The following is a 25,731-nucleotide window of genomic DNA, read 5'->3' as shown; positions in this document are numbered from 1 at the left end:
AGGAATCGCCTTGAACATCCCGAGCATCGATTTCGATCTGGGCGAAGACATCAGCATGCTGCGCGACACGTTGCGCGCCTTCGTGGAGGCGGAGATCGCCCCGCGCGCCGCCGAGATCGAGAAGGCCAACCTGTTCCCGGCGGATCTCTGGAAGCGCCTTGGCGACCTCGGCCTGCTCGGCATGACGGCACCGGAGCAATATGGCGGCTCCAACATGGGCTATCTCGCCCATATCGTCGCCATGGAGGAGATTTCGCGCGGGTCGGCAGCCGTGGGCCTGTCCTACGGCGCGCATTCCAACCTCTGCGTCAACCAGATCCGCCGCAACGGCAACGACGCGCAGCGCGAGCGCTATCTGCCAAAACTGATCTCCGGCGAGTATGTCGGCGCGCTGGCGATGTCCGAGCCCGGCGCCGGCTCCGACGTCGTCTCGATGAAGCTGCGTGCCGACAAGCGCGGCGACCGCTACGTGCTCAACGGCTCGAAAATGTGGATCACCAATGGCGGCGACGCGGACGTGCTGGTCGTCTACGCCAAGACCGATCCCGAGGCCGGCCCGCGCGGCATGACTGCCTTCCTCGTCGAGAAGGGCTTCAAGGGATTTACCCACGGCCAGCATCTCGACAAGCTCGGCATGCGCGGCTCCAACACCTATCCCTTGTTCTTCGACGAATGCGAGGTGCCGGAGGAGAACGTGCTCGGCAAGGTGGGCGAGGGCGTCAAGGTGCTGATGTCCGGCCTCGATTATGAGCGCACCGTGCTCTCGGGCGGCCCGCTCGGGATCATGGCGGCCTGCATGGACGCGGTGGTGCCCTACATGCACGAGCGCAAGCAGTTCGGCCAGCCGATCGGCGACTTCCAGCTGATGCAGGGCAAGCTCGCCGACATGTATGCGACCTGGCAGGCCACACGCGCCTATGTCTATGCGGTCGGGCGCGCCTGCGACCGCGCCGACCATGCGCGGACCCTGCGCAAGGATGCCGCGGCTGCGATCCTCTATTCCGCGGAGAAGGCGACTTGGATGGCGGGCGAGGCGATCCAGGCGCTCGGCGGCGTCGGCTACACATCCGAATTTCCGGTCGGCCGGCTGTGGCGCGACGCCAAGCTGTACGAGATCGGCGCCGGTACATCCGAGGTCCGCCGCATGCTGATCGGCCGCGAGCTGATGGCCGAGACGGCGTAGGTCCGGCGCACTTGGAATTGCCGTGGTCCCACCTGGCCGCGGCCTCTCACCAGATCACCAGAAACGCGGGACAACATGCCGCTCCATTCCAGCATCGATCCGTCGTCGTCAGACTTTGCGCGCAATTCCGAGGCCATGCGCTCCCTCGTCGCGGACTTGCGCGAAAAGCTCAGCCAGGTCGCCGGCGGCGGCGGCGAGGCCTCGCGCAACCGTCACACCTCGCGCGGCAAGATGCTGGCGCGCGAGCGCGTTGACCTGCTGGTCGATCCCGGGACCTCGTTCCTGGAGCTGTCGCCGCTGGCGGCCTACGGCCTCTATGGCGGCGACGTGCATTCGGCGAGCGTCGTCACCGGGGTGGGGCGCATCTCGGGCCGCGAATGCGTGATCGTCGCCAACGACGCCACCATCAAGGGCGGCACCTATTATCCGATGACCGTGAAGAAGCATCTGCGCGCGCAGGACATCGCGCGGCAGAACAATCTTCCCTGCGTCTACATGGTCGATTCCGGCGGCGCCTTCCTGCCGCTCCAGGACGAGATCTTTCCGGACGAGCGGCACTTCGGCCGCATCTTCTACAACCAGGCGCAGATGTCGTCGCAAGGCATCCCGCAGGTCGCGATCGTGATGGGGTCCTGCACCGCCGGCGGCGCCTATGTGCCGGCCATGTCGGACGAGAGCATTATCGTGCGCAACCAGGGCACCATCTTCCTCGGCGGCCCGCCGCTGGTGAAGGCGGCGACCGGCGAGGTGGTGACCGCGGAGGAGCTCGGCGGCGCCGACGTGCATTCGCGGCAATCAGGTGTGACCGATCACTACGCGCAGAACGACGCCCACGCGATCGGCATCGCCCGTCGCATCGTCGGCACCCTGAAGCCGTCGAGCCGGCCGAACCTCAACATGCATCCGCCGCGCGATCCGCTGTTCGCGGCCGAGGAGATCTACGGCGTGGTGCCGGTCGATGGCCGCAAGCCGTTCGACGTGCGCGACATCATCGCGCGCGTCGTGGATGGGTCGGAATTCGACGAGTTCAAGAAACTCTACGGCACGACGCTGGTGTGCGGCTTCGCCCATATCTGGGGCTATCCGGTCGGCATCATCGCCAACAACGGCATCCTGTTCAGCGAGAGTTCGCTGAAGGGGGCGCATTTCATCGAGCTGTGCTGCCAGCGCGGCATTCCGTTGGTGTTCCTGCAGAACATCACCGGCTTCATGGTCGGCAAGAAGTACGAGGCCGGCGGCATCGCGCGCGACGGCGCCAAGCTCGTGACGGCGGTTGCGACCGCCTCGGTGCCGAAGTTCACCGTCGTGATCGGCGGCTCCTACGGCGCCGGCAATTACGGCATGTGCGGCCGCGCCTACTCACCGCGCTTTCTCTGGATGTGGCCGAACGCGCGCATCTCGGTGATGGGCGGCGAGCAGGCCTCGATGGTGCTGAGCCAGGTCCGGCGCGACAATATCGAGGCCAGGGGCGATAGCTGGTCGAAGGACGAGGAAGATAAGTTCCGCGAGCCGATCCGCGCACAATATGAGAGCCAGGGGCACCCCTATTACGCGACCGCGCGTCTGTGGGACGACGGCGTGATCGACCCGGCCGACACGCGCCTGGTGCTCGGGCTTGGCCTCTCGGCGGCGTCGAATGCGCCGATCGAGCCCACCAAATTCGGCCTGTTCAGGATGTGATGCGATGGACCGCTCAAAGCTCTACCGGCGTTTTCACACGCTCCTGATCGCCAACCGCGGCGAGATCGCCTGCCGCGTCATCCGCACCGCGCGCGCCATGGGCCTGCGCACGGTCGCGGTTTATTCCGAGGCCGACCGCGACGCGATGCATGTCGCGCTCGCCGACGAAGCCGTGCTGCTCGGCCCCGCGCGGGCGCGCGACAGTTATCTCAATGTCGAGCGTCTGATCGAAGCCGCGCGAAAGACCGGGGCGGAGGCCGTGCATCCCGGCTACGGCTTCCTGTCGGAGAATGCCGAGTTTGCGCATGCCTGCCTCGACGCGGGGCTGGTCTTCGTGGGGCCGACCGCCGGGATGATGACGGCGATGGGCTCGAAGTCCGGCTCGAAAGCGCTGATGGAGAAGGCGGGCGTGCCGCTGGTGCCCGGCTATCACGGCGAGGCCCAGGACGAGGCGACGCTGGCGAAGGCCGCGAACCAGATCGGCTTCCCGATCCTGGTGAAAGCGTCCGCCGGCGGCGGTGGCCGCGGCATGCGGATCGTGCGCTCGGCGGCCGAGCTCGGGCCCGCGATCGTCAGCGCCAAGCGCGAGGCCAAGGCCGCGTTCGGCGACGACCGCATGCTGATCGAGAAATATGTCGACAATCCCCGCCACATCGAGGTGCAGATCATCGGCGACAGCCACGGCAATCTGCTCTCGCTGTTCGAGCGCGAATGCACGCTGCAGCGCCGGCACCAGAAGGTGATCGAGGAAGCGCCGTCGCCGACCCTCAATGCGGCACAGCGCGAGACGGTCTGCGCCGCGGCGCGAAAGGCGGCCGGCGCGGTGAACTATGTCGGCGCCGGCACAATCGAGTTCGTCTCCGACGGCAAGGACGTGTTCTTCATCGAGATGAACACGCGTCTCCAGGTCGAGCATCCCGTGACCGAACTGATCACCGGAATCGACCTCGTCGAATGGCAGCTGCGCGTCGCCTTCGGCGAGGCGTTGCCGCTGCGGCAGGACGAGATCCGCCTCAACGGCCACGCGGTCGAGGCGCGCGTCTACGCCGAAAATCCGACCAAGAACTTCATGCCCTCGGTCGGAAAGATCTCGACCTGGCGGCTGCCCGCGGAGACCGGCGGCCTGCGCATCGACGCGGGCTATCGCGAGGGCGACAGCGTCTCGCCGTACTATGACGCGATGCTCGCAAAGATGATCGCCTGGGCACCGACCCGGGATGTCGCGATCGAGCGGCTGAACCGCGGACTGGAGGACTCCGACGTCCGCGGCATCGTCACCAACATCCCGTTCCTGTCGGCGCTGATCACGCATCAAAAAGTGCGGGCGAATGCGATCGACACCGGCTTCATCGAGCGCGAGCTGGCGGTGCTGACGCAGGCTACGCCGGCGCCCGGCGAGCTCGAGCTCTGCGCCGCGGTCGCCGCGATCGTGAACGACGAACGGCAGGCCGCGCAGGCAGAGGCGAATTCGCCCTGGCAGACGTTCGGCTGGATGCCGGTCGGCCGCCGTCAGCGCAGCTTTGCCTTCCGTGTCGGACATGGTGTTAGTCATGGGCCCGAGCAGAAGATCACCCTCAACTACGGCAGCGGACCGTCGACGCTGGTCATCGGCGACCGCGAGCTGGCATTCGCGATCGCGCCGCGCGATGGCGGCTTCGATCTGACGCTCGACGGCGTCAAATCCCAGGTCGCCGCCGTGATCGACGGCCATGAGCTCTATTTGCGCACGCGCCACGGCCGCTTCGACCTGCATTGGGTCGATCCGTTCGGCGGCGAGACCGAGGAGCAGGCCGGCGCGGACAAGATCGCGGCACCCTTGCCGGGCACGGTCGTCGCCGTGCTGGCCGAGGAGGGCGCAACGCTGGAGAAGGGCGCGCCGATCCTCACCCTCGAAGTGATGAAGATGGAGCAGACCCTGCGGGCGCCCTATGCCGGCGTGCTGACGTCGATCAAGTGCAAGGTCGGCGACATCGTGCAGGAGGGCGTCGAGCTCGCCGTGGTCGAGCCTTCAGGAGAATGAGATGAGCGAGCCCGTCCGCATCATCGAGATGGGGCCGCGCGACGGCCTCCAGAACGAGAAGATTCCCGTCAGCGTCGAGGGCCGCATCGCCTTCGTCGAGGCACTGGTCGCTGCCGGCCTCGATACGGTCGAGGTCGGCGCCTTCGTGTCGCCCAAGGCGATCCCGCAAATGGCAAGCTCCGATGCCGTGCTGCGCGGCGTGAGCCATATAACGGGTGCCGAATTCCACGTGCTGGTGCCGAACGAGAAGGGCTATGACGCCGCCCGCGCCGCGGGCGCGAAGGTGGTCTCGGTGTTCGCGGCAGCCTCCGAAGGCTTTTCGCGGGCCAACATCAACTGCACGGTCGCGGAGTCGATCGAACGGTTCAAGCCGGTGCTGGCGCGCGCCAAGACCGACGGCATCAAGGTGCGCGGCTACATTTCCTGCGTGCTGGGCTGTCCGTTCGACGGCGAGATCAAGCCGAAGGCGGTGGCCGATCTTGCTAGCACGCTGTGGGACCTCGGCTGCTACGAGATCTCGCTCGGCGACACCATCGGCGTCGGCACCCCGGCCAAGGCGAAGGAAATGCTGCGCGCCGTCAGCGCCGACATCCCCGCCGCCAATCTCGCGATGCACTTTCATGACACCTACGGCCAGGCGCTCGCCAACCTCTATGCCGGGCTGGAGCAGGGCGTCCGCGTCATCGATGCCGCCGCCGGCGGCCTCGGCGGCTGCCCCTACGCCCCCGGCGCGACCGGCAATGTCGCGACCGAGGATGTCGTCTACATGCTCGAAGGCATGGGCATCAGCACCGGCGTCGACATGGAGAAGCTGCTGGCGGCGACGAACGAGATGAGCGGCGTGCTGGGCAAGCCGCCCGTGAGCCGCGTGGCGTCCGCGCTGAATGCGAAGAAGAAGCGAACTACGTCCTAATTTTCGTAGGGTGGGCAAAGGCGCATAGCGCCGTGCCCACCATCTCTCCGCGATCGAATTTGGAAATGGTGGGCACGCTTTCGCTTCACCCACCCTACGAGACAACGAAACGCGCGGTCAGGCCGCCTTCAGCCCAACATCCGGCAGACGCGGCCGGTTCTTGAGCGCCTTCACCATCATGGCCTCGACCTCGGCCTTTTCCTGCGGCAGCAGGGCGAGGCGGGGCGGACGGGTCAGCACCGTGCCGCGGCCCATGATGTGCTCGCACAGCTTGATGCACTGGACGAGGTCCGGGCGCGCATCGAGATGCAAGAGCGGCATGAACCATTCGTAGAGCGGCATCGCCTCGGCATAGCGTCCCGCCTTGGCCAGGCGAAACAGTGTCTCGCCCTCGCGCGGGAAGGCGTTCGACATGCCGGAGACCCAGCCCACGGCGCCCATGGCGACGCTCTCGACGATGACGTCGTCGAGGCCTGCGAACAGCACGAAGCGGTCGCCGACCATGTTCCTTGTGTCGATGAAGCGGCGCGTGTCGCCGGAGGAATCCTTGAAGCAGACGACCGTCTCGACGTCGGCGAGCGAGGCCAGGATGTCGGGGGTGACGTCGTTCTTGTAGATCGGCGGGTTGTTGTAGAGCATCACGGGAAGGTCCGTCGCGGTGGCGACGGCGCGGAAATGCGCGGCGGTCTCGTGCGGCTTCGACGAATAGACCAGGGCCGGCATCACCATGACGCCGTCGATGCCGACGCGCGCGGCTTCCTTCGCCGTCTCGACCGCGAAGGCCGTGGTGAACTCGGCGATGCCGCACAGCACGGGCACGCGCCCGGCCGCGACGGATTTCGCCGTCTCCATGATCGCGACCTTCTCCTTGCGATCCAGCGACGTGTTCTCGCCGACGGAGCCGCAGACGATCAGACCGGAGACGCCGTCGCGGATCAGTCCGTCCATCACCTTCGCGGTCGCGTCGATGTCGAGCGAGAGATCGTCGTGGAATTGCGTGGTGACGGCCGGGAAGACGCCTTCCCAGGAAACGCGGCGGCTCATGGTCTTACTCCAAGTAAGTTTTGCCGGCGGGGGGCTGGGGCCGCCGGCTGTGGTGAAGAGGATGGCGGGCGGGATCAGAGCGTGGCGCCGACCTTGCGCAATTCGGCGAGGACCGGAGCCTTGGGCAGCCAGATCTTGTCGAACTCGGCAATGACCGCCTCGGTGTCGCCGGCAGGCACCTGGCGGATCGGGATCGACGCGTTCTTGAAGTTCTCGATCAGCGCGGGCTCGTTGCCGGCGAGCTCGTCGATCTGCGCGTCCAGCGTCGACTTGACCGTCTTGGCGATCAGCTCGCGGTCGGCTGCGGGGAGCGACTGCCAGACCCGGCCCGAGACCACTGCGGCCATCGGCATGAAGACGGCGTTCATCTGGAGGATCACCTTCGAGACCTTGTCGAAGCGCTGGTTCCAGGAGAATTCGAGATCGGCCTCGAGGCCGTCGACCTGGCCGTTGGCCATCGCGTCGAACACCTGCGGCGTCGGGATCGGCGTCGGCGCCGCGCCGAGCGAGGAATAGAAATCGCGATAGACCGGCGTCGGGTTGATGCGCAGCTTCATGCCCTTGATGTCGGCGAGCGAATTCAGGTCCCTGGAGGAGAACACCGCGCGCATGCCGGTGATGCCCCAGCCGAGCCCGATCGTGCCGGTCTCCTGCGGCAGCACGTCGAACAGCTTCACCGCCGCGGGATGCCGCACGAATTTCGCGACCGCCGGCGTCGAGCGGACGATGTAGGGCGCATTGATCGCGGCGATGTGCGGGACGCGCGAGCCGAGCTCGGCGGCCTGGATGAAGCCCATGTCGAGCGCACCGGACTGCAATTGCTGCATCATCGCGGGCTCGTTGCCGAGTTGGCCGGAGTGGAACACGGTCAGCGTCAGCCGACCGTTGGTGGCGGCCTTGAGGTCGTCGCCGAATTTGAGTGCGGCCTTGTTCCAGGAATGGCCGTTCGGCGTGATCAGGCCGAGACGGATTTGGCCTGCGCGAGCGCCAGCGACGGCGCGAACACCGATGCGGCTGCGCTGGCGGCGAGAAAGCGGCGACGTGAAAGCGGCATGGTCGGGCTCCTTTTGGACGGGCCTATTTGACGAGGATCAGCGAGAGCGAAGGGAAGAGCGAGAGCAGCACCAGGAGGACGCAGGAGATGACGAAGAAGGGCAGCGTCACCATAAACATCTTGCCGGGCTTGGCGCCGGTGACAGCGGCCGCAACGAAGAAGCAGAGCCCGACCGGCGGTGACAACAGGCCGAGCACCAGGTTGATCACCACGACGACGCCGAAATGCCGGGGGTCGATGTGATACACGTCGGTCGCGATCGGCAGCAGGATCGGCACCGTCATGATCAGGCCGGGAATGCCGTCGATGACCGTGCCGATCACCAGCAGGATGACGTTGCAGATCAGCATGAAGCTGATCGGGTCCTTGGCCGCCGACTGGATCCAGCCGGCGGTCTCCTGCGGCACCTTGCCGAAGATCAGGACCCAGGAGAACACGGCCGCAGCGGCCACGAGAAACAGCACGATCGCCGAATAGATGGCACTGCGCAGGATCATCTGCGGCAACTGGGAGAACTCGAACTCTTTGGTCCAGTATTTCCCGACCAGGGCAGCGGCCACGGCGCCGACCGCGGCGGATTCCGTCGCGTTGGCGAGTCCGCCGAGGATGGTGCCGACGATGACGATCGGGATCAGCAGGGTGGGTGAGGTGCGCAGGATCGTCATGACACGCTGGCGCGGCGTCTGATAGTCGGCGCGGGGATAATTGTAGATGTATCCCATCAGCGCGATGACGAGGCAGAACATCACGGTCAGGATGACGCCCGGCACGATTCCGGCGATCAGCATGTCGCTGACCGAGACCTGCGCGAGCACGCTGTAGACCACAAACATCACCGAGGGCGGGATGATCGGGCCGAGCATGCCGCCATAGGCGGTCAGTCCCGCCGCAAAGGTCTTGTCGTAACCCTTCTTCTCCATCTCCGGCACCATGATCTGGGCCATGATCGCGACCTGCGCGGTCGCAGATCCCAGGATCGAGGAGATGAACATGTTGGCGAGGATGTTGACGTAGGCGAGTCCGCCCTTCAGCGAGCCCACGAAGGCCATCGCCATGTCGACGATGCGGCGGGTGATGCCGCCGCCATTCATGATCTCGCCGATCAGGATGAAGAGCGGAATGGCGATCAGGCCGTAACTGTCGACGCCGCCGAACAGCTGGAGCGGATAGGACTGGAACAGCACCGGATTGCCGGATGCGGCGATGTAGACGAGGCCGGCGAGGCACAGGCAGAGCCCGATCGGCACGCCGACCAGCATGATCGCGACGAAAGCGGCAGACGTGATCATCAGTTGACCCCGTCGAGTTCGGAGAGCTGGAAGCCCCTCAGCGGCGTGCGCGGGACCAGCTCGAGATCTTCAAGTAGATTGGCGAGGCCGTGAATGGTCATCGACACCGCGAAGATCGGCAGCGTCAAATAGAGCACCCAGGTCGGCCAGTTCAGCGTCTGGGTGTGCTCGGTGTAGAGGAAGTTGAAGGTCTCGGCCGCGAGCTTGCGCCCGTCGAAGCCGGCGCGTGCGAGCCCGATCGGGTCCATCCAGAGCACGCAGGTGACGATCAGGGCGACGCCGAACACGACGACGAGACCTGTCGAGATCACTTTGGCGATCTTCTGGTGCTGCGGCGAAAGACGCTCCGTCAGCATCGTGACGGCGAAGTCCAGCCGCAACCGCGTCATGGCGGAGGCGCCGATGAAGGTCAGCCAGACCACGCAATAGACTGCCGATTCATCGATCCAGTAGATCGGGAAATGCGAGTAGCGGGTGACGACGTTCACCAGGATCAGTGCGGTGAGCAGGTACATCAGGCCCATCAGCGCCAGACGTTCGAAGGCCAGCAGTGCGCTCGAACCCCTGATCACAATCCGCCGGGCGCTGAACGCGCCCGTATCCGGCATCGTCCCTTCGGTCATCAAAGGCCCCAATCCCCCGTCAGAATTCTCGTGCCAAGGCAAAATGTATAATTTATACATTTTGGGTGTCAAACGGAGATTGCGGTCATTTCGGCGGCAGGACGCGCTTTTGCTGGGCACCTGGTTTTGTGGGGGGCTGGCTTTTGCTGGCGCCCTCAACATGCAAGAGAGGGACCGCTTTCTGCCGGACGAGTCGCGAAGAAAGACGGAAGGTCAGATGAAACAGCCTCTGAAGCATCGCACCCTGTCGGCTGCGATCGTCGACCAGCTCCGGCAGGCGATCCTCGACGGCACCTATCCGGCGGGATCGCAATTGCGCCAGGATGCGCTTGGCGATGCCTACGGCGTCAGCCGCATTCCGGTGCGCGAGGCGCTGTTCCAGCTCGAGGCCGAAGGGCTGGTGCGCATTGTTCCGCAGAAGGGCGCCATCGTCTCGGAACTGTCGCTGGACGAGATCAACGATGTGTTCGACCTCCGCCGCATCCTGGAGCCGCGCCTCCTGGCGCAGTCGGCGCCGCGCTTCACCGCGGAGGATTTCGCGGGGCTGGACGACATCCACAAGAGTTTTGAGAAGGCGATCAAGGCGCGCAACGTCAGCGACTGGGGCCAGCTCAATGCCGACTTCCACATGGCGCTCTACGTTCACGCCCCGCAGCCGCGCACCCGCGCGATCGTGCTGTCGCTGCTCCAGACCAGTGATCGCTACACGCGCCTGCAGCTCTCCAACACCAAGGCGATGGGGACGGCCGAGAAGGAGCACGCCCACCTGATCGCGCTCTGCCGCGCGCAGAAGGTCGATGAGGCCTGCCGGTTTTTGGAGCGGCACATCGAGGCCGTGCGCAAGGATCTGTTGCAGGTCGTAGCCGGCAGCACGATCGCGCCGAAGTCACGGCGGAAGGAGAAATCGTAGGGTGGGCAAAGGCGCATAGCGCCGTGCCCACCGTCTAGGCGTCGTACATTCTGGTGGGCACGCTACGCTTTGCCCACCCTACGGAAGTTGCGATTGCCGCTACCTGCTCCCGTCCGGCCCCATCACGAGATCCGGCAGCGCGGTCGAGATGCCCGGCACGAAGCAGAGCAGCAGCACGGCGAGCATCATCAGCAGCACGAAGGGCAGGGTGCCCCAGATCACCTCGCTGAGGGGAATATCGGGCGCGACGTTGCGGATGACGAAGATGTTCAATCCCACAGGTGGGTGGATCAGCCCCATCTCCATCACGATGGTCATGACCACGCCGAACCAGATGATGTCGAAGTTCGCGGCGCGTAAGGGTGGCAGGATGATCGGCGCGGTCATCAGGATGATCGAGACCGGCGGCAGGAAGAAGCCGAGCACGACGACCATGACGAGGATCGCGAACAACAGGCCCCAGCGCGGCAGGTGCATCGCGACGACGGATTCGGCGACCGATTGCGAGATGTGCAGATAGCTCATCACGTAGGAATAGAGCAGCGACATGCCGATGATCATCATCAGCATGGTCGATTCCCGGATCGTCGACTTCATGATCGGCGCAAGGTCGCTCGGCCGCCACACGCTGTAGATCGCGGCGATCAGCCCCAGCGCGAGGAGCCCGCCGAGGCCGGCGGTCTCCGACGGCGTGGCATAGCCGCCATAGAGCGCAATCATGACGCCGGTGAGCAGCAGCACGAAGGGTATTACGCGCGGCAGCACGCTGAAACGCTCGGCCAGCGTGTACTCGTCGCGGGCGAGAATTGCGGCTTCCGGTCCGCCTTTCCTGTAGATGGCCTCAGCGGCGGCATATTCCCGGCGGAAACGGATCACGGCATAGGTGCCGAACAGGGACACCAGCAGCAGGCCCGGCCCGATGCCGGCGAGGAAGAGACGCCCGAGTGACTTTTCCGCCGCGACCGCGAACAGGATCATGGTGATCGAGGGCGGCAGCAGGATGCCGAGCGTGCCGCCGGCGGCGATGATGCCCGCGGCAAAGCCGCCGGAATAGCCGCGCTTGCGCATCTCGGGGATGCCGGCCGAGCCGATTGCCGAGCAGGTCGCTGGGCTCGAGCCCGCCATCGCCGCGAAGAGCGCGCAGGCGAACACGTTGGCGACGCCGAGCCCGCCGGGGACGCGATGGAGCCAGGCATGCAGGGCCAAATAGAGATCCTGGCCGGCACGCGACTTGCCGATCGCCGCGCCCTTCAGGATGAAGAGCGGGATCGACAGCAGCGTGATCGAGGCCATTTCCTCGTAGACGTTCTGCGTCACCGTATCGAGGGAGGCCGACGGCATGTAGATGCCCATGAACACGACCGCGACCGCGCCAAGTGCGAAGGCGATCGGCATGCCCGAGAACATCACGACCAGCGTCGCAATCGCGTAAGCTAGGCCAATACCGAAAACGCTCATGGACGCCTGGCTCCTGCGAAAGGCAGCGCAAGCTGCACGAGAATCTGGACGCAGAGCAGGCTCATGCCGAGCGCCATCAGCGAATAGGGAATGGCGAGTGGCGGCGACCACATCGAGTTCGAGACCTGGCCGTCGACATAGGCCTCATGGGCCAGCGTCCAGGACTTCCAGGTGAAGAAGGCGCAGAACATGAATGTCGCGGCATCGACCAGCCAGAGCCTGATCCGGTTCGCCAGCGGCGAGAGCAGGCCGACGAAAGCCTCGATGCCGATATGACCGCGGTTCTGCTGCACATAGGCGGCCGTCATGAAGGTCGCGCCGACCAACAGGAACACGGCGGCCTCGTCCTGCCAGTAATTGGCGGCCTTGAACAAGGCGCGGCTCAGCACGCTGTAGCTCAGGATGGCGCAGGCCGCGACCAGCGCGATCGCCGCGAACACGACGATGATGCTGTTGAGGATGGCGAGACCGCGATCGATCGCCGCCGCAAGGCCGGTCCTTGCGGCAGCGTTGGCCTGGTCGTCACGATCCGGAAGCGGACCGTGACTCATGCCGCGACGTCGGTGGCGAGCTTGAGCAGGTTCGCGGCGGTCGCGGTCTTGGCGCCGTAATCCTTCCACGCGGTGTCGCGGGCGATGTCGCGCCACTTGCCGACGGTCGCGGCATCGAGCACCGAGACCTTGGCGCCGGCCTTCTCGTAGACCTTTGCGACCTCGACGTCGTCGTCCTGCGCGCCCTTGCGGCCGAAGACTTCGAGCTCGGCGCCAACTGCGAGCAGCACGTCCTGCTGGTTCTTCGGCAGCTTGTCGAAGATCGCCTTCGACATCATCAAGGGCTCGAGCATGAACCAGTAGGAAGCGCCCGCGCCCGAGGTCAGCGACTTCGCGACCTCTTCGAGCCGGAACGAGATCAGGCTGGTGGAGGAGGTGAGAGCGGCGTCGCAGGCGCCGGTCTGCATCGCCGCGTAGATTTCGTTCGAAGGCACCGACAGCACCGAGGCGCCGGCGGTCTGGAGCACCATGTCCATCTCGCGCGAGCCGCCGCGCACCTTCATGCCTTTGGCGTCTTCAGGCGCGACGATAGGCTTGGAGCGGCTGGCGAGGCCGCCGGCCTGCCACACCCAGGTGAGCAGGATGATGCCCTTGTCGGCGAGGAAGTCGGAGAGCGCCTTGCCGACCGGCTCCTTCTTCCAGCGCATGCCCTGGTCGTAGGTGGTGACGAGGCCCGGCATCAGGCCGATATTGGTCTCCGGCAATTCGCCGCCGGCGTAAGGCATCGGATAGAGCGAGATATCGAGCGCGCCCTTGCGCATCGCGGAGAACTGCGCGTTGGTCTTGATCAGCGAGGAGTTCGGATAGATCTCAGCGGCAATGTCGCCATTGCTGCGCTTGGCGACTTCGGCGGCGAACATGCGGCAGAGCCGGTCGCGGAAATCGCCCTTATCGATGGTGCCGCCCGGGAATTGGTGCGAGATCTTCAGCGTGGTCGCGGCATGCGCGGTGCCAGTGCCGAAGCGGAGAATGGCGGGTGCCGCGACGGCGGTCGCGAGCAGGTGGCGGCGCGTGAGCATGGTGTGATTCCCTTGGACGGTTCTTGTTTGGTGTGATTTGGGTCAGGCCTTGTGAGACCGGTGCCTGGGCCCATCCTAGCCGGTCTTTCGCCCGATGTTCTCTCATCTGATAGTTCGAGACCGAATGCCGCGGCAAGTGTCGGTCGTGCTGCGCTGCACACTTCTGGTCCTCCTAGGCCAGGCGGAACGAGGGACGGCGGCGGCGCGCAGAAATTTATCAGCGACCGCGTAACAACGCCGCGTGGCAATCCGTCGAGATTGAATAGCGGCGTCCGTCGCTGACAAACACCATCTCGAAGGGAAGACCAATCATGACCATTCGCACCCGCATCGCGCTCGGCGTCTCGGTTGCCGCTCTCTCGCTTGGCCTCGCGCTGTCGCCGGCCGCCTTTGCCCAAGACAAGATGGGCAAGGAGGACGGCATGATGAAGAAGGACACCATGTCCAAGGACGGCATGAAGAAGGATGCCATGACCAAGGACGACGGCATGAAGAAGGATCACATGTCGAAGGACGGGATGAAGAAAGACGACGGGATGATGAAGAAGAACTGATCTTCCATCGTCGCGGGAGGCGTTTGCGCAAGGCAGACGCGCGCTCTCGAAAGTCCGGAGCGGTCCCGTGGACCGCCCCGGAGCGATGTCTCAGTTCAAGTTCAACTGAATGTGACTTGTGAACGTTACTTGCGCTTGGCCTTGCGGGCGGCGTAACGGGCGTCGCGCTTGGCCTTCTGTTCGGCCTCGAGCGCAGCCGCTTGGGCGGCCGCTTCCTCGGCCTCACGCGCAAGTCGCGCAGCTTCCGCGGCCTTGGCTTCTTCCTCAAGGCGCTTCTGCTCGGCCTTTTCCGCCTCGCGCGCAGCCTTTGCCTCGGCGCGCTTGGCCGCGAGCGCCTCACGCTCGGCACGCTTCGCCGCAACCGACGGATCATCCGGTCCCGGTTGGGATTTGAATTTGTTCAAAAGATTTTTGCGGGCGTCCTGCGCCGCCTTTTGCCGGTCTGCGAAACCTGGTTCCCTGAATCCACTCATCGACGAGCCTTGTCTTCCTCGCTTTCGACCCTACATCACTGCGTGTTGGTACGTCGGCTGGGCATAGCAGGCGCCACGCGACGCAGATGCGTGTACATCGCCGCGCGTCGCAACGCCACCCAAATCGCAGCCGACCAGGTAGACGAAAATCGCCTCCCGACGATCCTCGTAGCCCGGAAAAACTGCCGAATTGTGATGTCCCTCATAAGGGAGCACGCGGAGCGGCGCCTAGCGTCCGCGCCAACGAGACGGAGCACGGGCATGATGATCTTCCGATTGAGCCTGAAGGCGCTCGCAATCACCGTCGCTGTCGCCGCCTTGGCCGGCGCCGCGTTCCTGCTCGCCCGTCCGCAGCCGATCGAAAGTGCCGTCCTGGGCGCCGACTGGGAGTGCAGCCAGACCGCGTTCGTGCTCACGACTTGCGCACCACGCGTCCGTGAGGCGATCCCCGCGGTCGAAACCTCGCGCAAGGATGCGATCCGGGCGACCCGAGGCTGAACCGGAACTTGCGATGTGACGCCACGCCGCAGAGGTGTTAAAGCCGGCTCGCCTCCGTGATCATCCCGTCATGACCAAGCCCGAGTCTGAGCCCAATTCCGAACCCAAGCCTGAACCGGGTGAGGGGCCCAAATCCCCGCCAAGACCTCAATCCGGTGACAACCGCCGCGGCGCGGTCGCCGGCCTGATTATCGCGATCGTGATCCTCGGCGTCGGCTGGTGGCTGGCCCGCGATCTCACCGCCGCCAGCAAGATGCAGGACTGCCTGATGTCGGGGCGGAGCAATTGCAACGTGATCGAGCCAGCCCGCTAGAAGTGCTCCAACGCTGCCCGCTGCAGCTCTTTGGGGCCGAAAAATCGCCGTGATCTTAATCATTTGTAACGGGACTTAGCCGATCAGGCAGGTCAGTTATGTCAGTCGGCATCAGCCCAGCGCGCAGCGAATCGTCTATCGCGCTGGGACCACGGCGATCGGCCACGGCAATCGAAAGAGTAGGGGGGCAAGCACGCATGAGTGCGTCCAGCAGCAAGAAGATCATCATTCCCTTAGTTTCGGCCATGTCGTTGCTCGCGCTCTCGGCGCAGGCGCAGGAAGCCAGGCCACCGAGGGACGCCGGCCAATTTCCGGCAGCGCCAGCTCCGGGCTTACCGTCCCAGAACAATCAGAACATGCGCAAGGGCCCGCCGCCGCAGCAGGCGGCCCGGCCTGCGCCGCAGCCCGGCGGCCAGCCCCATGCGGGCCCCGGGGCCGGTCCGCACAATGCGGGCGGCCCGCCGCCCGGACGTAACTACGCCAGGGGACCCGCACCGGCGCGCGACTGGGGCGGACACGCCTACCGCGGCAACGTCGCCTGGGATGGCGGGCGCTGGCGCCACGAGGTCCACAACGGCCGCTCCGGCTGGTGGTGGGATGTCGGCGGCGTCTGGTACTATTATCCGCAGCGGATGGCCGGTCCGCCCGGCTATATCTCCGAGGAATATTACGACGACGTGCCGGTGGCTTACGCCCCGCCGCCGGTTGCCTACGAACCGCCGCCTCCGCCGCCGCCGGCCGATCCCGGCGCGAGCGCGCTTGGCGGCGCCATCGTCGGCGGCGTGCTCGGCGGTCTGCTCTCGGGCAACGCGACGGGCGCGGCCGCGGGCGCCGTGATCGGCGGCGCCACCGGCGCGATCGCCGGTGCTACGGCTGCCTCGCGTCCCGGCTACTACCTGGCCGAGGGCAATTGCTACTACCGCTATCCGAGCGGCCAGTATGTGCAGGCCGATCCTCGCGCGTGTTACTGAGGGTCCAGGCAGCTCTGAAATGAAGAGGCGGGCGAAAGCCCGCTTCTTTTTTGTCCGGGTTTGTCGTCTTGGCTTGGCGCCGCGGCGGAACGACTGATTGCCGCGCGCCTACGACACCAGCCAGGTCATGAACGCCATGAGACCCCAGACCAGGCCCGCGATCCAGGCCAGCATCACGATGCCGATGGTCGCAAGAAAGGTGACGCCGAACGCGTCGGACCTTTTTCGCGGTGTGGGGACGTGAGCCTCGGCTGCTGCTTCTCGTGTCATGACCGCAAGACCACCCGTGCCTTCTCCCGCCTTTGGGAGCGCTGAGATGTTCTAGCCGAGACGCCGGGCGCAGGCTGTGACGCAATTCACATCCGTCTGAATGATGCCGAGTCTCACGGGTTCGTGCGGTATGGGCGTCGCACGGTCGCCGTGGGGCGCTTTAAAACCGCGGGTGCAGTTTCATATCCGCTACAATTGAAGCGTGTGGAAAACGCTCACGACAACGCTGATTATCCGCAATCATGCGGACGAAATTGCCATGCACTTGTCCAGATCGGACGGCTAGAATCCGCCCCATGTGTAACAAGTACGATCCACAGCACGAAGCCGAGGCGGCAATGAAGCGCGCCGCGGCATCAGAAGGCCCGGACCGGCAACGACTCATCGAGCTCGCCATTGCCTGGCATCAGCTGGCACGCGACCGGCGCGACGATGAACCGACGGAATAGTCGGATCGAGCCGACGACTGTCGGCCGAATCCTTGAGCCTGCGATCCACCGCAAGCGACGTTACACGCCGCGATCGATTCCTGCCGGTTTCGACCCGTGCTCGTAATCCTGGAAGCATGGTCGATCCGCCGAACGGCGATTCTGGTCGCTCCCGCCCGCCAGCGAACGAACGGCGAAGGCCAGCTGATGCTGGCTCGCCGCGACGTTCATAATGGAAGCTTGGGCCGCCGCGAGGTGTCTTGCGATCCCGCCGGAGTTCAAGTCCACGCCCGCATCGATCGCCAGAAACGACATTGCGCCGACGGCAATTCCGGACGCGACAGCCATTCTTGTCCATTCAGATGACGGCATCACAAAACCTTCGACACCTTTTCTGCATGCCGGATAGGTAGGATTCTCTCGCCGCCGGGACAGGCCCGCGCACGCTTTGTTGAAGTGCGCTGGATCTGCAAATCACGCCGCCACGGAGATCGCGGGCCGGGGTGATTTCTGGCTCTCGTCGGCTCGGCTCAGCCCGAACGAAGCCGATCCGCACGGAGAGTTAAGACTGGCGATCCCAGCAGGACTCGAACCTGCAACCCGCGGAGTAGAAATCCGCTACTCTATCCAGTTGAGCTATGGGACCGTCTTAAGGCCGCTCTTGAGCCGGCCTCGGCTACCGTCTGCCGGTCTTCTATCACGCCAAATATGAAAAATCCGCACGTCCGCCAAGCCTGAACCGAACCGTTTTCCTCAATGGCGCGACAAAACGGAACGGTGGGGTGTCAGGGTGCCGGGTTGAGTCGGCAGCGGACCGGACGATGGATCACATCGCCGGGAACGCTGAACAGCTTCCGGGACACGGCCGCCGGTCGACCGGCTAGATATTGCTGCGCCATTAGGACGGCGTGCGCGGCGGTATCTTGATCGGTCTCCTCTGGGCCTGCCTTGTCATGGCGAATGCGACGTTTTGCACCTCTGGTTCCATCGCCTTGAGTCCGTCACCTTTCCACGCATTTCATGCGACAAGCGGCGTTCGTCCGCGATTTCCGGGAGTCCATCCATGATCGGTCTTGTTCGCGCCGTCACAATCTGCGCCGCGCTGGCGCTCGGCCTTTCGGCTGCGCAAGCCGCCGACAAGGCTTTCAAACGCGACGATCTCGCCGATTCCGCGATCAAGCTCGAGGCGCAGATCAAGAGCGAGGCGGGACCGGTCGCCAAGACCAACGCGACGCTGCGCACGGATGCTGACGCCGCCTTCCGGCGCAATGATTACCGTGCCGGCCTGTCGGTGCTCGGCCAGATTGCGGCCACGACGCCTGACGATGCCGGCAACTGGCTGCGGCTTGCCAAGGTGATCTTCCAGATCTGGCCGAAGAACTCGAGCGAGCAGACGTTCCTGCTGGAGCGCGCCTCGACGGCGGCCTACATCGCCTATCAGCGCGCCGGCAATCCGGGCGAGGAGGCCGACGCGCTCGCGGTGCTCGGCAAGTCGCTGGCCGAGCGAAAACTGTGGCGGCCGGCGCTGGATGCGCTGCGGCTGTCGCTCGACATGCGCGAGGTCGCCGACGTCCGCGGCCAATACGAGAAGATGCGCGACGAGCACGGCTTCCGCCTGCTCGACTATACCGTCGATTCGGATTCGGCCAGTCCGCGCGCCTGCTTCCAGTTCTCGGAGGAGCTCGCCAAGCGTACCGACTTTGCGCCGTTCCTCGCGCTCGCGGGCCAGGACAAGCCGGCGCTGTCGGCCGAAGGCAAGCAGCTCTGCGTTGACGGCCTGAAGCACGGCGAGCGCTACAACATCAACCTGCGCGCCGGCCTGCCGTCGACGGTGAAGGAGGGGCTGCCGAAATCGGCCGAGTTCAACGTCTATGTGCGCGACCGCAAGCCCTTCGTGCGCTTCACCAGCCGCGCCTATGTGCTGCCCAGGACCGGCCAGCGCGGCATTCCCGTGGTCAGCGTCAACACGCCCGCGGTCAACATCAACGTCTTCCGGATCGGCGACCGCAACCTGATCAACACGGTGGTCGACAGCGACTTCCAGAAGACGCTGTCCAAGTATCAGCTCAGCGATCTCGGCGACGAGCGCGGCGTGAAAGTCTGGACCGGCGAGCTCGCGACCGCGATGACGCTGAACCAGGACGTCACCACGGCATTCCCCGTTGACCAGGCACTGGGCGAGCTCCAGCCGGGCGTCTATGTCATGACCGCGGCGGCCAAGGGGCCGGGCTCGGACGACGAGTACCAGCTCGCCACGCAATGGTTCATCGTCTCCGATCTCGGTGTGTCGGCCTATTCCGGCAACGACGGCATCCACGTGTTCATCAACTCGCTGGCCTCGACCGAGCCGGTCGGCAAAGCCGAGGTGCGACTGGTCGCGCGCAACAACGAGATCCTGGCCACCCGCAAGACCGACGATTCCGGTCATGTGCTGTTCGAGGCCGGCCTTGCGCGCGGCGAGGGCGGCCTGTCGCCGGCGATGCTGACGGTGACGGGCGAGAAGGCCGACTATGCCTTCTTGAGCCTGAAGACCTCGGCCTTCGACCTCAGTGACCGTGGCGTGGCGGGCCGCGTGGTGCCTGTTGGCGCCGATGCCTTCGTCTATGCCGAGCGCGGCGTCTACCGCTCCAGCGAGACCGTCTATCTCACCGCGCTCTTGCGCGACGGGCAGGGCAATGCCGTCACCGGCGGGCCGATGACCCTGGTGGTCGAGCGCCCTGACGGCGTCGAATACCGACGCGCCGTACTGTCCGACCAGGGCGCCGGCGGCCGCACGCTGTCCGTGCCGCTCAACTCGGCTGTGCCGACCGGGACCTGGCGAGTGCGTGCCTTCACCGATCCGAAGGGCTCGTCGGTCGGCGAAACCACCTTCATGGTCGAGGACTATGTCCCCGATCGGATCGAATTCGAGTTGTCCGCCAAGGACAAGCTGATCAAAGCTAACGCTCCAGTGGAGCTTAAGGCCGACGGTCATTTCCTCTACGGCGCACCCGCCGCGGGTCTCCAGCTCGAAGGCGACATGCTGATCGCGCCCGCTTCGGAACGTCCGGGTTTTGCCGGATATCAATTCGGCGTCGCGGACGAGGAGACCACCTCGAACGAGCGCACGCCGCTTGAGAATCTGCCCGAGGCCGACGCGAACGGCGTTGCCACCTTCCCGGTGACGCTGGACAAGCAGCCGGCCTCGACCCGCCCGCAGGAGGCGCAGATATTCGTCCGCATGGTCGAGACCGGCGGCCGCGCCGTCGAGCGCAAGCTGGTGCTGCCGGTCGCGCCCGCGAGCGCCCTGATCGGCGTCAAGCCGTTGTTCGGCGACAAGAACGTGGCCGAAGGCGACAAGGCCGAGTTCGACGTCGTGTTCGTCTCGCCCGAGGGCAAGACGTTGCCGCGTGACGGCCTGCGCTACGAGCTCCTGAAGATGGAGTCGCGCTACCAGTGGTATCGCCAGAACAATTACTGGGAGTATGAGCCGGTCAAGTCGACCTCGCGCGTCGCCGACGGCGACCTCACCATCGCCTCCGACAAGCCGTCGCGGGTCTCGCTCAGCCCGCGGCCCGGCCGTTACCGGCTCGACGTCAAGTCGAGCGACGCTGACGGGCCGGTGACCTCGGTGCAGTTCGACGTCGGCTGGTATTCCGATGGCAGCGCCGATACGCCGGACCTGCTGGAGACCTCGACCGACAAGCCGCAATACGCCTCCGGCGACACCATGACGGTGTCGGTGAACGTGCGCAGCGCCGGCAAGCTCACCGTCAACGTGCTCGGCGACCGCCTGCTGACGACGCAGACGATCGACGTCAAGGAAGGCACCGCGCAGGTGAAGCTTCCGGTCGGCAAGGACTGGGGCACCGGCGCCTATGTGGTGGCGACGCTGCGCCGTCCGCTCGATGCCGCCGCCCAGCGCATGCCGGGCCGCGCCATCGGCCTGAAATGGTTCGGCATCGACAAGCAGACCCGCACGCTGAGTGTGAAGCTGACGCCGCCGGCGCTGATCCGGCCGAACGCGATGCTGAAGATCCCGGTCAAGCTCGACGGGCTCAATCCGGGCGAGGACGCCAAGATCGTCATCGCCGCGGTCGATGTCGGCATCCTGAACCTCACCAATTACAAGCCGCCGGCGCCGGACGATTACTATCTCGGCCAGCGCCGCCTTTCCGCGGAGATCCGCGATCTCTATGGGCAGTTGATCGACGGCATGTCGGGCACGCGCGGCCAGATCAAGTCCGGCGGCGACGCCGGTGCGGCCGAACTCCAGGGCTCACCGCCGGCGCAGAAGCCGCTCGCGCTTTATTCGGGCATCGTCACGGTCGCCGCTGACGGCACCGCCGAGGTGAGCTTCGACATTCCGGAGTTCGCCGGCACCGCGCGCGTGATGGCGGTAGCCTGGACCGCGAGCAAGCTCGGCCGCGCCAACACCGACGTCGTGATCCGCGATCCTGTGGTGCTGACCACGACCTTGCCGCGCTTTCTGCTCAATGGCGACCACGGCACGGTCAACCTCGAAATCGACAATGTCGAGGGCCAGGCCGGCGACTACGTCATCAACGTGAAGACGGGCGGCCCGGTGAAGATGACCGGCAATCCCGCAACCACGGTCAAGCTCGCCGCCAAGCAGCGCAACGCGTTCTCGCTTGCGCTCGATGCGACCGCGGCGGGACAGGCGACGCTCGACGTCGACATCAAGGGGCCGAACGGGCTCGCACTCGCACGCCACTATGCGTTCGACGTCAAGGCGGCGACGCAGGTGCTGGCGCGGCGTTCGATCCGGACGCTGGCGAAGGGCGAGAGCCTGACGCTGACCTCGGACATGTTCTCCGACCTCGTGCCGGGCACCGGCAGCGTCTCGGTCTCGGCGAGCCTGTCCACGGCGCTCGATGCGGCGACGATCCTCAAAGCGCTCGACCTCTATCCCTATGGCTGCTCGGAGCAGATCACGAGCCGCGCCATGCCGCTGCTCTATGTCAACGAGCTTGCGGCCGGCGCGCATCTTGCCATGGACACCGAGGTCGACCAGCGCATCCGCGACGCGATCGAGCGGCTGCTGGCGCGCCAGGGTTCGAACGGGTCGTTCGGCCTGTGGTCGGCCGGCGGCGACGATGCCTGGCTCGACGCCTATGTGACGGACTTCCTGACCCGGGCCCGCGAGAAGGGCTTTGCGGTGCCGGACGTGCTGTTCAAGAACGCGCTCGACCGCGTCCGCAACTCCGTCGTCAACGGCAATGAGCCGGAGAAGGACGGCGGCCGCGATCTCGCCTACGGCCTCTACGTGCTTGCACGGAACGGCGCGGCTCCGATCGGCGACCTCCGCTATCTCGCCGATACCAAGCTGAGCAACCTCGCGACGCCGATTGCGAAGTCGCAGCTCGCCGCGGCGCTCGCGCTGGTCGGCGACCGTAACCGCGCGGAGCGGGTCTATGGCGCTGCGCTCGACAGCCTCGCGCCCAAGCCGGTGCTGGAGTTCGGCCGCACCGATTACGGCTCGCAGCTTCGCGATGCGGCGGCGCTTGTCTCGCTTGCCAGCGAAGGCAACGCGCCGAGGGCGACGCTGACGCAGGCGGTGTCGCGAGTCGAGACCGCGCGCGGGCTGACGCCCTACACCTCCACGCAGGAGAACGCGTGGCTGGTGCTGGCGGCGCGGGCGCTCGCCAAGGAGAACCTGTCGATCGAGGTCGACGGCCAGCCGGTCAAGACCGCGCTCTATCGCAGCTACAAGGCGGACACGCTGAGCGGCAAGCCGCTGAAGATCACCAACACCGGCGATGCGCCGGTGCAGGCGGTGGTCTCGGTGTCGGGCTCGCCGGTGACGCCGGAGCCGGCGGCCTCCAACGGCTTCAAGATCGAGCGCAATTACTTCACGCTCGACGGCAAGCCCGCCGACATCAGCAAGGTCAAGCAGAACCAGCGCTTCGCGGTGGTGCTGAAGATCACCGAGGCCAAGCCGGAGTACGGCCACATCATGGTGTCCGACTATCTGCCGGCGGGCCTGGAGATCGACAATCCGAAGCTGGTGTCGTCCGGTGACAGCGGTACGCTGGACTGGATCGAGGACGGCGAGGAGCCGGAGGATACCGAGTTCCGCGACGACCGCTTCACGGCGGCTGTTGACCGGGCCTCCGACTCCAAGTCGGTCTTCACCGTCGCCTATGTTGTCCGCGCCGTTTCGCCGGGTAAATACGTATTGCCGCAGGCTTATGTCGAGGACATGTACAACCCCTCGCGCTACGGGCGGACGGGGACGGGGAACGTCGAGGTACGGGCGGCGAAGTGAGTGGAGCGCAGATGAGCGAAGCCAACCAAGTGTCTCGTCATTCCGGGATGGTCCGAAGGACCAGACCCGGAATCTCGAGATTCCGGGTTCGGCTCTTCGAGCCGCCCCGGAATGACGGAGAAGGAGGGCGCACCACCATGCGCATCCTTTCCGTCCTCGCCTCCACACTCATCCTCGCCATCACCGCCTTCGTCGGCTGGGTCTACTCCCTCGGCCCGCTCCCGCTCGACGAAGCGCGGCAGGTCTCCACCACGATCGTAGATCGCAACGGAAAACTGCTGCGCGCCTATGCCATGGCGGACGGCCGCTGGCGGCTTCCGGTCGACGCCAGGACCAACGTCGATCCGATCTATCTCAAGCTGCTGCTCGCTTATGAGGACCAGCGCTTCTATGCCCATGACGGCATCGATCCGCTGGCGCTGGGCCGCGCCGCGTTGCAGCTCGGAACGCGCGGCCAGATCGTGTCCGGCGGCTCGACCATCACCATGCAGCTGGCACGGCTGATGGAGCCGCGGCGGCAGCGCTCGCTCTATGCGAAGCTGCGGCAGATGGTCCGCGCGATCGAGATCGAGCGGAACCTCGGCAAGAGCGAAATCCTCGACCTCTATCTCGCGCTGGCGCCTTATGGCGGCAATCTCGAAGGTATCCGCGCCGCCTCGATCGCCTATCTCGGCAAGGAGCCGAAGCGGCTCTCGCTGGCTGAAGCCGCATTGCTGGTGGCGCTGCCGCAATCGCCGGAGACGCGCCGGCTCGACCGCTATCCCGATGCGGCGCTCAAGGCCCGCGACCGCGTGCTCGACCGCATGGTCGAGGAGCACGTGGTCAGCCTCGATGACGCAAAGCAGGCCAAGGCCGTGCCGGTGCCGAAGCTGCGCAAGCCGATGCCGGTCCTGGCGCCGCATGCGTCCGACACCGCGCTTGCGACGGTCAAGGATACGCCCGTCATCAAGCTGACGCTGGACGCCAATCTCCAGAAGGTGCTGGAGCCGCTGGCGCGCGACCGCGCGGTTGCGCTCGGTGCGAACATCTCGGTCGGCATCATCGTGGTCGACAACGAGAGCGGCGACGTGCTCGCGCGCGTCGGCTCGGCTGATTATTTCGACGAGAGCCGGGCAGGGCAGGTCGACATGACGCGCGCCATCCGCTCGCCAGGTTCGACGCTCAAGCCCTTCATCTACGGCCTCGCCTTCGAGGACGGCTTCGTCCATCCCGACAGCCTGATCGACGACCGGCCTGTCCGCTTCGGCTCCTACGCGCCGGAAAATTTCGACATGACGTTCCAGGGCACCGTGCCGGTGAAGAAGGCGCTGCAATTGTCGCTGAACGTGCCGGCGATCGTGCTGCTCGACCGCGTCGGCTCGAGCCGGCTGGCGTCGCGGCTGCGGCAGGCCGGCGGCAATCTCATCCTGCCGAAGGACGAGGCGCCTGGGCTTGCCATGGGGCTCGGCGGCGTCGGCGTGACGCTGCAGGACCTTGCGCAGCTCTATGCCGGGTTTGCCCGCCTTGGAACCACCAAGCCGCTGCGCGAGATCGTTGCGGCCAAGGACGACCGCGAGCCGCTGCGGCTGCTGGATCAGGTCGCGGCCTGGCAGGTCGGCAACGTGCTGCTGGGCACGCCGCCGCCGGAGAACGCGGCCCCCAACCGGATCGCCTTCAAGACCGGCACATCCTACGGCTATCGCGACGCCTGGTCGGTCGGCTTCGATGGCCGCATGACCATCGGCGTCTGGGTCGGTCGGCCCGATGGAGCGCCGGTTCCCGGCCTGATCGGCCGTGTCGCCGCCGCGCCCATCCTGTTCGACGCTTTCGCCCGGACCGGTAAGACGCTGGCGCCGCTGCCGAAGCCGCCCAAGGGAACCCTGGTCGCCAGCAACGCCAAGCTGCCGCTGCCCTTGAAACGGTTCCGCCCGGTCGGGGAACTGGTGCGGACCGGCAGCGAGCAGGCGCTGCACATCCAGTTCCCGCTGAACGGCTCGCGGATCGACGTCGATCGGTCGGGTGGCTCTGAGGCCGCAGCCATGCCGGTCAAGGTCGCCGGCGGCGTTCTGCCCATGACCGTCATGGTTAATGGCACGGCGCTCGGCGAGATCGACGGGCGCCGCCAGCGCCTGATTGATCCGCCTGGTCCGGGCTTTGCGCGGCTCACCGTGATCGATGCCACTGGCGCCGCGGACACAGTTGTCATTCGAATTCAATGACCCGGCCTTAAGCG

Annotated in this window: 21 protein-coding genes, 1 tRNA gene and 1 pseudogene; 12 read left to right on the top strand and 11 right to left on the bottom strand. The window is 65.7% G+C overall.

What is annotated here, in order from left to right; all coding sequences use genetic code 11:
• Positions 1 to 10: 10 nt before the first annotated feature.
• From ACFLEY_RS24295 to ACFLEY_RS24280, 4 genes are all read left to right on the top strand, one after another.
• Positions 11 to 1,183: an isovaleryl-CoA dehydrogenase gene (locus ACFLEY_RS24295; protein ID WP_028171337.1), complete on the top strand. Its 1,173-nt coding sequence runs from the start codon at positions 11 to 13 to the stop codon at positions 1,181 to 1,183.
• 75 nt (positions 1,184 to 1,258) lie between these two features.
• Positions 1,259 to 2,863 carry a carboxyl transferase domain-containing protein gene (locus tag ACFLEY_RS24290; protein ID WP_028171338.1) on the top strand — a complete coding sequence of 535 codons (1,605 nt, stop codon included), beginning with the start codon at positions 1,259 to 1,261 and terminating at the stop codon, positions 2,861 to 2,863.
• Positions 2,864 to 2,867: 4 nt separating this feature from the next.
• On the top strand, positions 2,868 to 4,883 hold the full coding sequence (locus tag ACFLEY_RS24285) for an acetyl/propionyl/methylcrotonyl-CoA carboxylase subunit alpha (RefSeq protein WP_060912284.1): 2,016 nt from the start codon (positions 2,868 to 2,870) through the stop codon (positions 4,881 to 4,883).
• Position 4,884: 1 nt separating this feature from the next.
• On the top strand, positions 4,885 to 5,796 hold the full coding sequence (locus ACFLEY_RS24280) for a hydroxymethylglutaryl-CoA lyase (RefSeq protein ID WP_060912283.1): 912 nt from the start codon (positions 4,885 to 4,887) through the stop codon (positions 5,794 to 5,796).
• 117 nt (positions 5,797 to 5,913) lie between these two features.
• Here ACFLEY_RS24280 and ACFLEY_RS24275 read toward each other — a convergent pair whose 3' ends face one another.
• From ACFLEY_RS24275 to ACFLEY_RS24260, 4 genes and pseudogenes are all read right to left on the bottom strand, one after another.
• Positions 5,914 to 6,840 carry a dihydrodipicolinate synthase family protein gene (locus ACFLEY_RS24275; RefSeq protein ID WP_060912282.1) on the bottom strand — a complete coding sequence of 309 codons (927 nt, stop codon included), beginning with the start codon at positions 6,838 to 6,840 and terminating at the stop codon, positions 5,914 to 5,916.
• A gap of 74 nt (positions 6,841 to 6,914) precedes the next feature.
• Positions 6,915 to 7,894, bottom strand: a pseudogene (locus ACFLEY_RS24270) (TRAP transporter substrate-binding protein).
• Positions 7,895 to 7,917: 23 nt separating this feature from the next.
• The gene (locus ACFLEY_RS24265) at positions 7,918 to 9,183 is read right to left on the bottom strand and encodes a TRAP transporter large permease (RefSeq protein WP_060912280.1); all 1,266 of its coding nucleotides are present in this window, start codon (positions 9,181 to 9,183) and stop codon (positions 7,918 to 7,920) included.
• The gene (locus ACFLEY_RS24260) at positions 9,183 to 9,791 is read right to left on the bottom strand and encodes a TRAP transporter small permease (protein WP_211433391.1); all 609 of its coding nucleotides are present in this window, start codon (positions 9,789 to 9,791) and stop codon (positions 9,183 to 9,185) included. Before ACFLEY_RS24260 ends, ACFLEY_RS24265 begins: the two co-directional genes overlap by 1 nt.
• A gap of 232 nt (positions 9,792 to 10,023) precedes the next feature.
• Here ACFLEY_RS24260 and ACFLEY_RS24255 point away from each other — a divergent pair, with 232 nt between their 5' ends.
• The gene (locus tag ACFLEY_RS24255; RefSeq protein ID WP_060913099.1) at positions 10,024 to 10,716 is read left to right on the top strand and encodes a GntR family transcriptional regulator; all 693 of its coding nucleotides are present in this window, start codon (positions 10,024 to 10,026) and stop codon (positions 10,714 to 10,716) included.
• A 99-nt stretch (positions 10,717 to 10,815) separates the two neighbouring features.
• Here ACFLEY_RS24255 and ACFLEY_RS24250 read toward each other — a convergent pair whose 3' ends face one another.
• From ACFLEY_RS24250 to dctP, 3 genes are read right to left on the bottom strand one after another with little or no spacing between them, the layout of a single operon-like run.
• On the bottom strand, positions 10,816 to 12,174 hold the full coding sequence (locus ACFLEY_RS24250; protein WP_011087200.1) for a TRAP transporter large permease: 1,359 nt from the start codon (positions 12,172 to 12,174) through the stop codon (positions 10,816 to 10,818).
• Positions 12,171 to 12,725 carry a TRAP transporter small permease gene (locus ACFLEY_RS24245; protein WP_060912279.1) on the bottom strand — a complete coding sequence of 185 codons (555 nt, stop codon included), beginning with the start codon at positions 12,723 to 12,725 and terminating at the stop codon, positions 12,171 to 12,173. Before ACFLEY_RS24245 ends, ACFLEY_RS24250 begins: the two co-directional genes overlap by 4 nt.
• A complete protein-coding gene (gene dctP / locus ACFLEY_RS24240) occupies positions 12,722 to 13,744 on the bottom strand; it encodes a TRAP transporter substrate-binding protein DctP (protein ID WP_011087202.1) in 1,023 nt (340 codons plus the stop codon). The genes ACFLEY_RS24245 and dctP overlap by 4 nt, the downstream gene beginning before the upstream one ends.
• Positions 13,745 to 14,055: 311 nt before the next feature.
• Between dctP and ACFLEY_RS24235 the strand changes: the two genes are divergently transcribed.
• A complete protein-coding gene (locus ACFLEY_RS24235) occupies positions 14,056 to 14,298 on the top strand; it encodes a pentapeptide MXKDX repeat protein (RefSeq protein ID WP_060912278.1) in 243 nt (80 codons plus the stop codon).
• A gap of 125 nt (positions 14,299 to 14,423) precedes the next feature.
• Here the strand turns inward: ACFLEY_RS24235 and ACFLEY_RS24230 are convergent, their stop codons facing one another.
• On the bottom strand, positions 14,424 to 14,771 hold the full coding sequence (locus ACFLEY_RS24230) for a DUF6481 family protein (RefSeq protein ID WP_028171345.1): 348 nt from the start codon (positions 14,769 to 14,771) through the stop codon (positions 14,424 to 14,426).
• 261 nt (positions 14,772 to 15,032) lie between these two features.
• Between ACFLEY_RS24230 and ACFLEY_RS24225 the strand changes: the two genes are divergently transcribed.
• From ACFLEY_RS24225 to ACFLEY_RS24215, 3 genes are all read left to right on the top strand, one after another.
• The gene (locus ACFLEY_RS24225; protein WP_028171346.1) at positions 15,033 to 15,269 is read left to right on the top strand and encodes a hypothetical protein; all 237 of its coding nucleotides are present in this window, start codon (positions 15,033 to 15,035) and stop codon (positions 15,267 to 15,269) included.
• 70 nt (positions 15,270 to 15,339) lie between these two features.
• Positions 15,340 to 15,582, top strand: coding sequence for a hypothetical protein (locus tag ACFLEY_RS24220; RefSeq protein ID WP_060912277.1), 243 nt, complete (start codon positions 15,340 to 15,342; stop codon positions 15,580 to 15,582).
• A 197-nt stretch (positions 15,583 to 15,779) separates the two neighbouring features.
• On the top strand, positions 15,780 to 16,553 hold the full coding sequence (locus tag ACFLEY_RS24215) for a hypothetical protein (protein ID WP_038967145.1): 774 nt from the start codon (positions 15,780 to 15,782) through the stop codon (positions 16,551 to 16,553).
• Between the two features lie 108 nt (positions 16,554 to 16,661).
• Here ACFLEY_RS24215 and ACFLEY_RS24210 read toward each other — a convergent pair whose 3' ends face one another.
• On the bottom strand, positions 16,662 to 16,823 hold the full coding sequence (locus ACFLEY_RS24210; RefSeq protein WP_011087208.1) for a hypothetical protein: 162 nt from the start codon (positions 16,821 to 16,823) through the stop codon (positions 16,662 to 16,664).
• 296 nt (positions 16,824 to 17,119) lie between these two features.
• Here ACFLEY_RS24210 and ACFLEY_RS24205 point away from each other — a divergent pair, with 296 nt between their 5' ends.
• The gene (locus tag ACFLEY_RS24205) at positions 17,120 to 17,272 is read left to right on the top strand and encodes a hypothetical protein (RefSeq protein WP_165448158.1); all 153 of its coding nucleotides are present in this window, start codon (positions 17,120 to 17,122) and stop codon (positions 17,270 to 17,272) included.
• A gap of 60 nt (positions 17,273 to 17,332) precedes the next feature.
• On the opposite strand, the gene ACFLEY_RS24200 is transcribed toward ACFLEY_RS24205, so the two are convergent.
• Together ACFLEY_RS24200 and ACFLEY_RS24195 are read right to left on the bottom strand one after the other, a co-directional pair.
• Entirely contained in the window at positions 17,333 to 17,599 is a 267-nt protein-coding gene (locus ACFLEY_RS24200) for a hypothetical protein (protein WP_063824291.1), read from the bottom strand.
• Positions 17,600 to 17,820: 221 nt separating this feature from the next.
• Positions 17,821 to 17,897 (bottom strand) — tRNA-Arg (locus tag ACFLEY_RS24195).
• Between the two features lie 417 nt (positions 17,898 to 18,314).
• Between ACFLEY_RS24195 and ACFLEY_RS24190 the strand changes: the two genes are divergently transcribed.
• Positions 18,315 to 23,519, top strand: coding sequence for an alpha-2-macroglobulin (locus tag ACFLEY_RS24190; protein WP_060912276.1), 5,205 nt, complete (start codon positions 18,315 to 18,317; stop codon positions 23,517 to 23,519).
• A gap of 137 nt (positions 23,520 to 23,656) precedes the next feature.
• Positions 23,657 to 25,717 (top strand): penicillin-binding protein 1C, encoded by a 2,061-nt coding sequence (gene pbpC, locus ACFLEY_RS24185; protein ID WP_211433381.1) that lies wholly within the window; start codon positions 23,657 to 23,659, stop codon positions 25,715 to 25,717.
• Positions 25,718 to 25,731: the final 14 nt, after the last annotated feature.

Source organism: Bradyrhizobium sp. YCK136, from assembly GCF_044570075.1.
Classification (GTDB): Bacteria; Pseudomonadota; Alphaproteobacteria; order Rhizobiales; family Xanthobacteraceae; genus Bradyrhizobium; species Bradyrhizobium diazoefficiens.
The sequence above is the reverse complement of the archived record's forward strand: the minus strand, read 5'-3'. Positions and strand labels throughout refer to the sequence as shown.

Coding starts and splice junctions, on each gene's coding strand:
- ACFLEY_RS24290 (WP_028171338.1), top strand. CDS start 1,259: ATGCCGCTCCATTCCAGCATCGATCCGTCGTCGTCAGACTTTGCGCGC.
- ACFLEY_RS24285 (WP_060912284.1), top strand. CDS start 2,868: ATGGACCGCTCAAAGCTCTACCGGCGTTTTCACACGCTCCTGATCGCC.
- ACFLEY_RS24280 (WP_060912283.1), top strand. CDS start 4,885: ATGAGCGAGCCCGTCCGCATCATCGAGATGGGGCCGCGCGACGGCCTC.
- ACFLEY_RS24275 (WP_060912282.1), bottom strand. CDS start 6,840: ATGAGCCGCCGCGTTTCCTGGGAAGGCGTCTTCCCGGCCGTCACCACG.
- ACFLEY_RS24265 (WP_060912280.1), bottom strand. CDS start 9,183: ATGATCACGTCTGCCGCTTTCGTCGCGATCATGCTGGTCGGCGTGCCG.
- ACFLEY_RS24260 (WP_211433391.1), bottom strand. CDS start 9,791: ATGCCGGATACGGGCGCGTTCAGCGCCCGGCGGATTGTGATCAGGGGT.
- ACFLEY_RS24255 (WP_060913099.1), top strand. CDS start 10,024: ATGAAACAGCCTCTGAAGCATCGCACCCTGTCGGCTGCGATCGTCGAC.
- ACFLEY_RS24250 (WP_011087200.1), bottom strand. CDS start 12,174: ATGAGCGTTTTCGGTATTGGCCTAGCTTACGCGATTGCGACGCTGGTC.
- ACFLEY_RS24245 (WP_060912279.1), bottom strand. CDS start 12,725: ATGAGTCACGGTCCGCTTCCGGATCGTGACGACCAGGCCAACGCTGCC.
- dctP (WP_011087202.1), bottom strand. CDS start 13,744: ATGCTCACGCGCCGCCACCTGCTCGCGACCGCCGTCGCGGCACCCGCC.
- ACFLEY_RS24235 (WP_060912278.1), top strand. CDS start 14,056: ATGACCATTCGCACCCGCATCGCGCTCGGCGTCTCGGTTGCCGCTCTC.
- ACFLEY_RS24230 (WP_028171345.1), bottom strand. CDS start 14,771: ATGAGTGGATTCAGGGAACCAGGTTTCGCAGACCGGCAAAAGGCGGCG.
- ACFLEY_RS24225 (WP_028171346.1), top strand. CDS start 15,033: ATGATGATCTTCCGATTGAGCCTGAAGGCGCTCGCAATCACCGTCGCT.
- ACFLEY_RS24220 (WP_060912277.1), top strand. CDS start 15,340: ATGACCAAGCCCGAGTCTGAGCCCAATTCCGAACCCAAGCCTGAACCG.
- ACFLEY_RS24215 (WP_038967145.1), top strand. CDS start 15,780: ATGAGTGCGTCCAGCAGCAAGAAGATCATCATTCCCTTAGTTTCGGCC.
- ACFLEY_RS24210 (WP_011087208.1), bottom strand. CDS start 16,823: ATGACACGAGAAGCAGCAGCCGAGGCTCACGTCCCCACACCGCGAAAA.
- ACFLEY_RS24205 (WP_165448158.1), top strand. CDS start 17,120: ATGTGTAACAAGTACGATCCACAGCACGAAGCCGAGGCGGCAATGAAG.
- ACFLEY_RS24200 (WP_063824291.1), bottom strand. CDS start 17,599: ATGGCTGTCGCGTCCGGAATTGCCGTCGGCGCAATGTCGTTTCTGGCG.
- ACFLEY_RS24190 (WP_060912276.1), top strand. CDS start 18,315: ATGATCGGTCTTGTTCGCGCCGTCACAATCTGCGCCGCGCTGGCGCTC.
- pbpC (WP_211433381.1), top strand. CDS start 23,657: ATGCGCATCCTTTCCGTCCTCGCCTCCACACTCATCCTCGCCATCACC.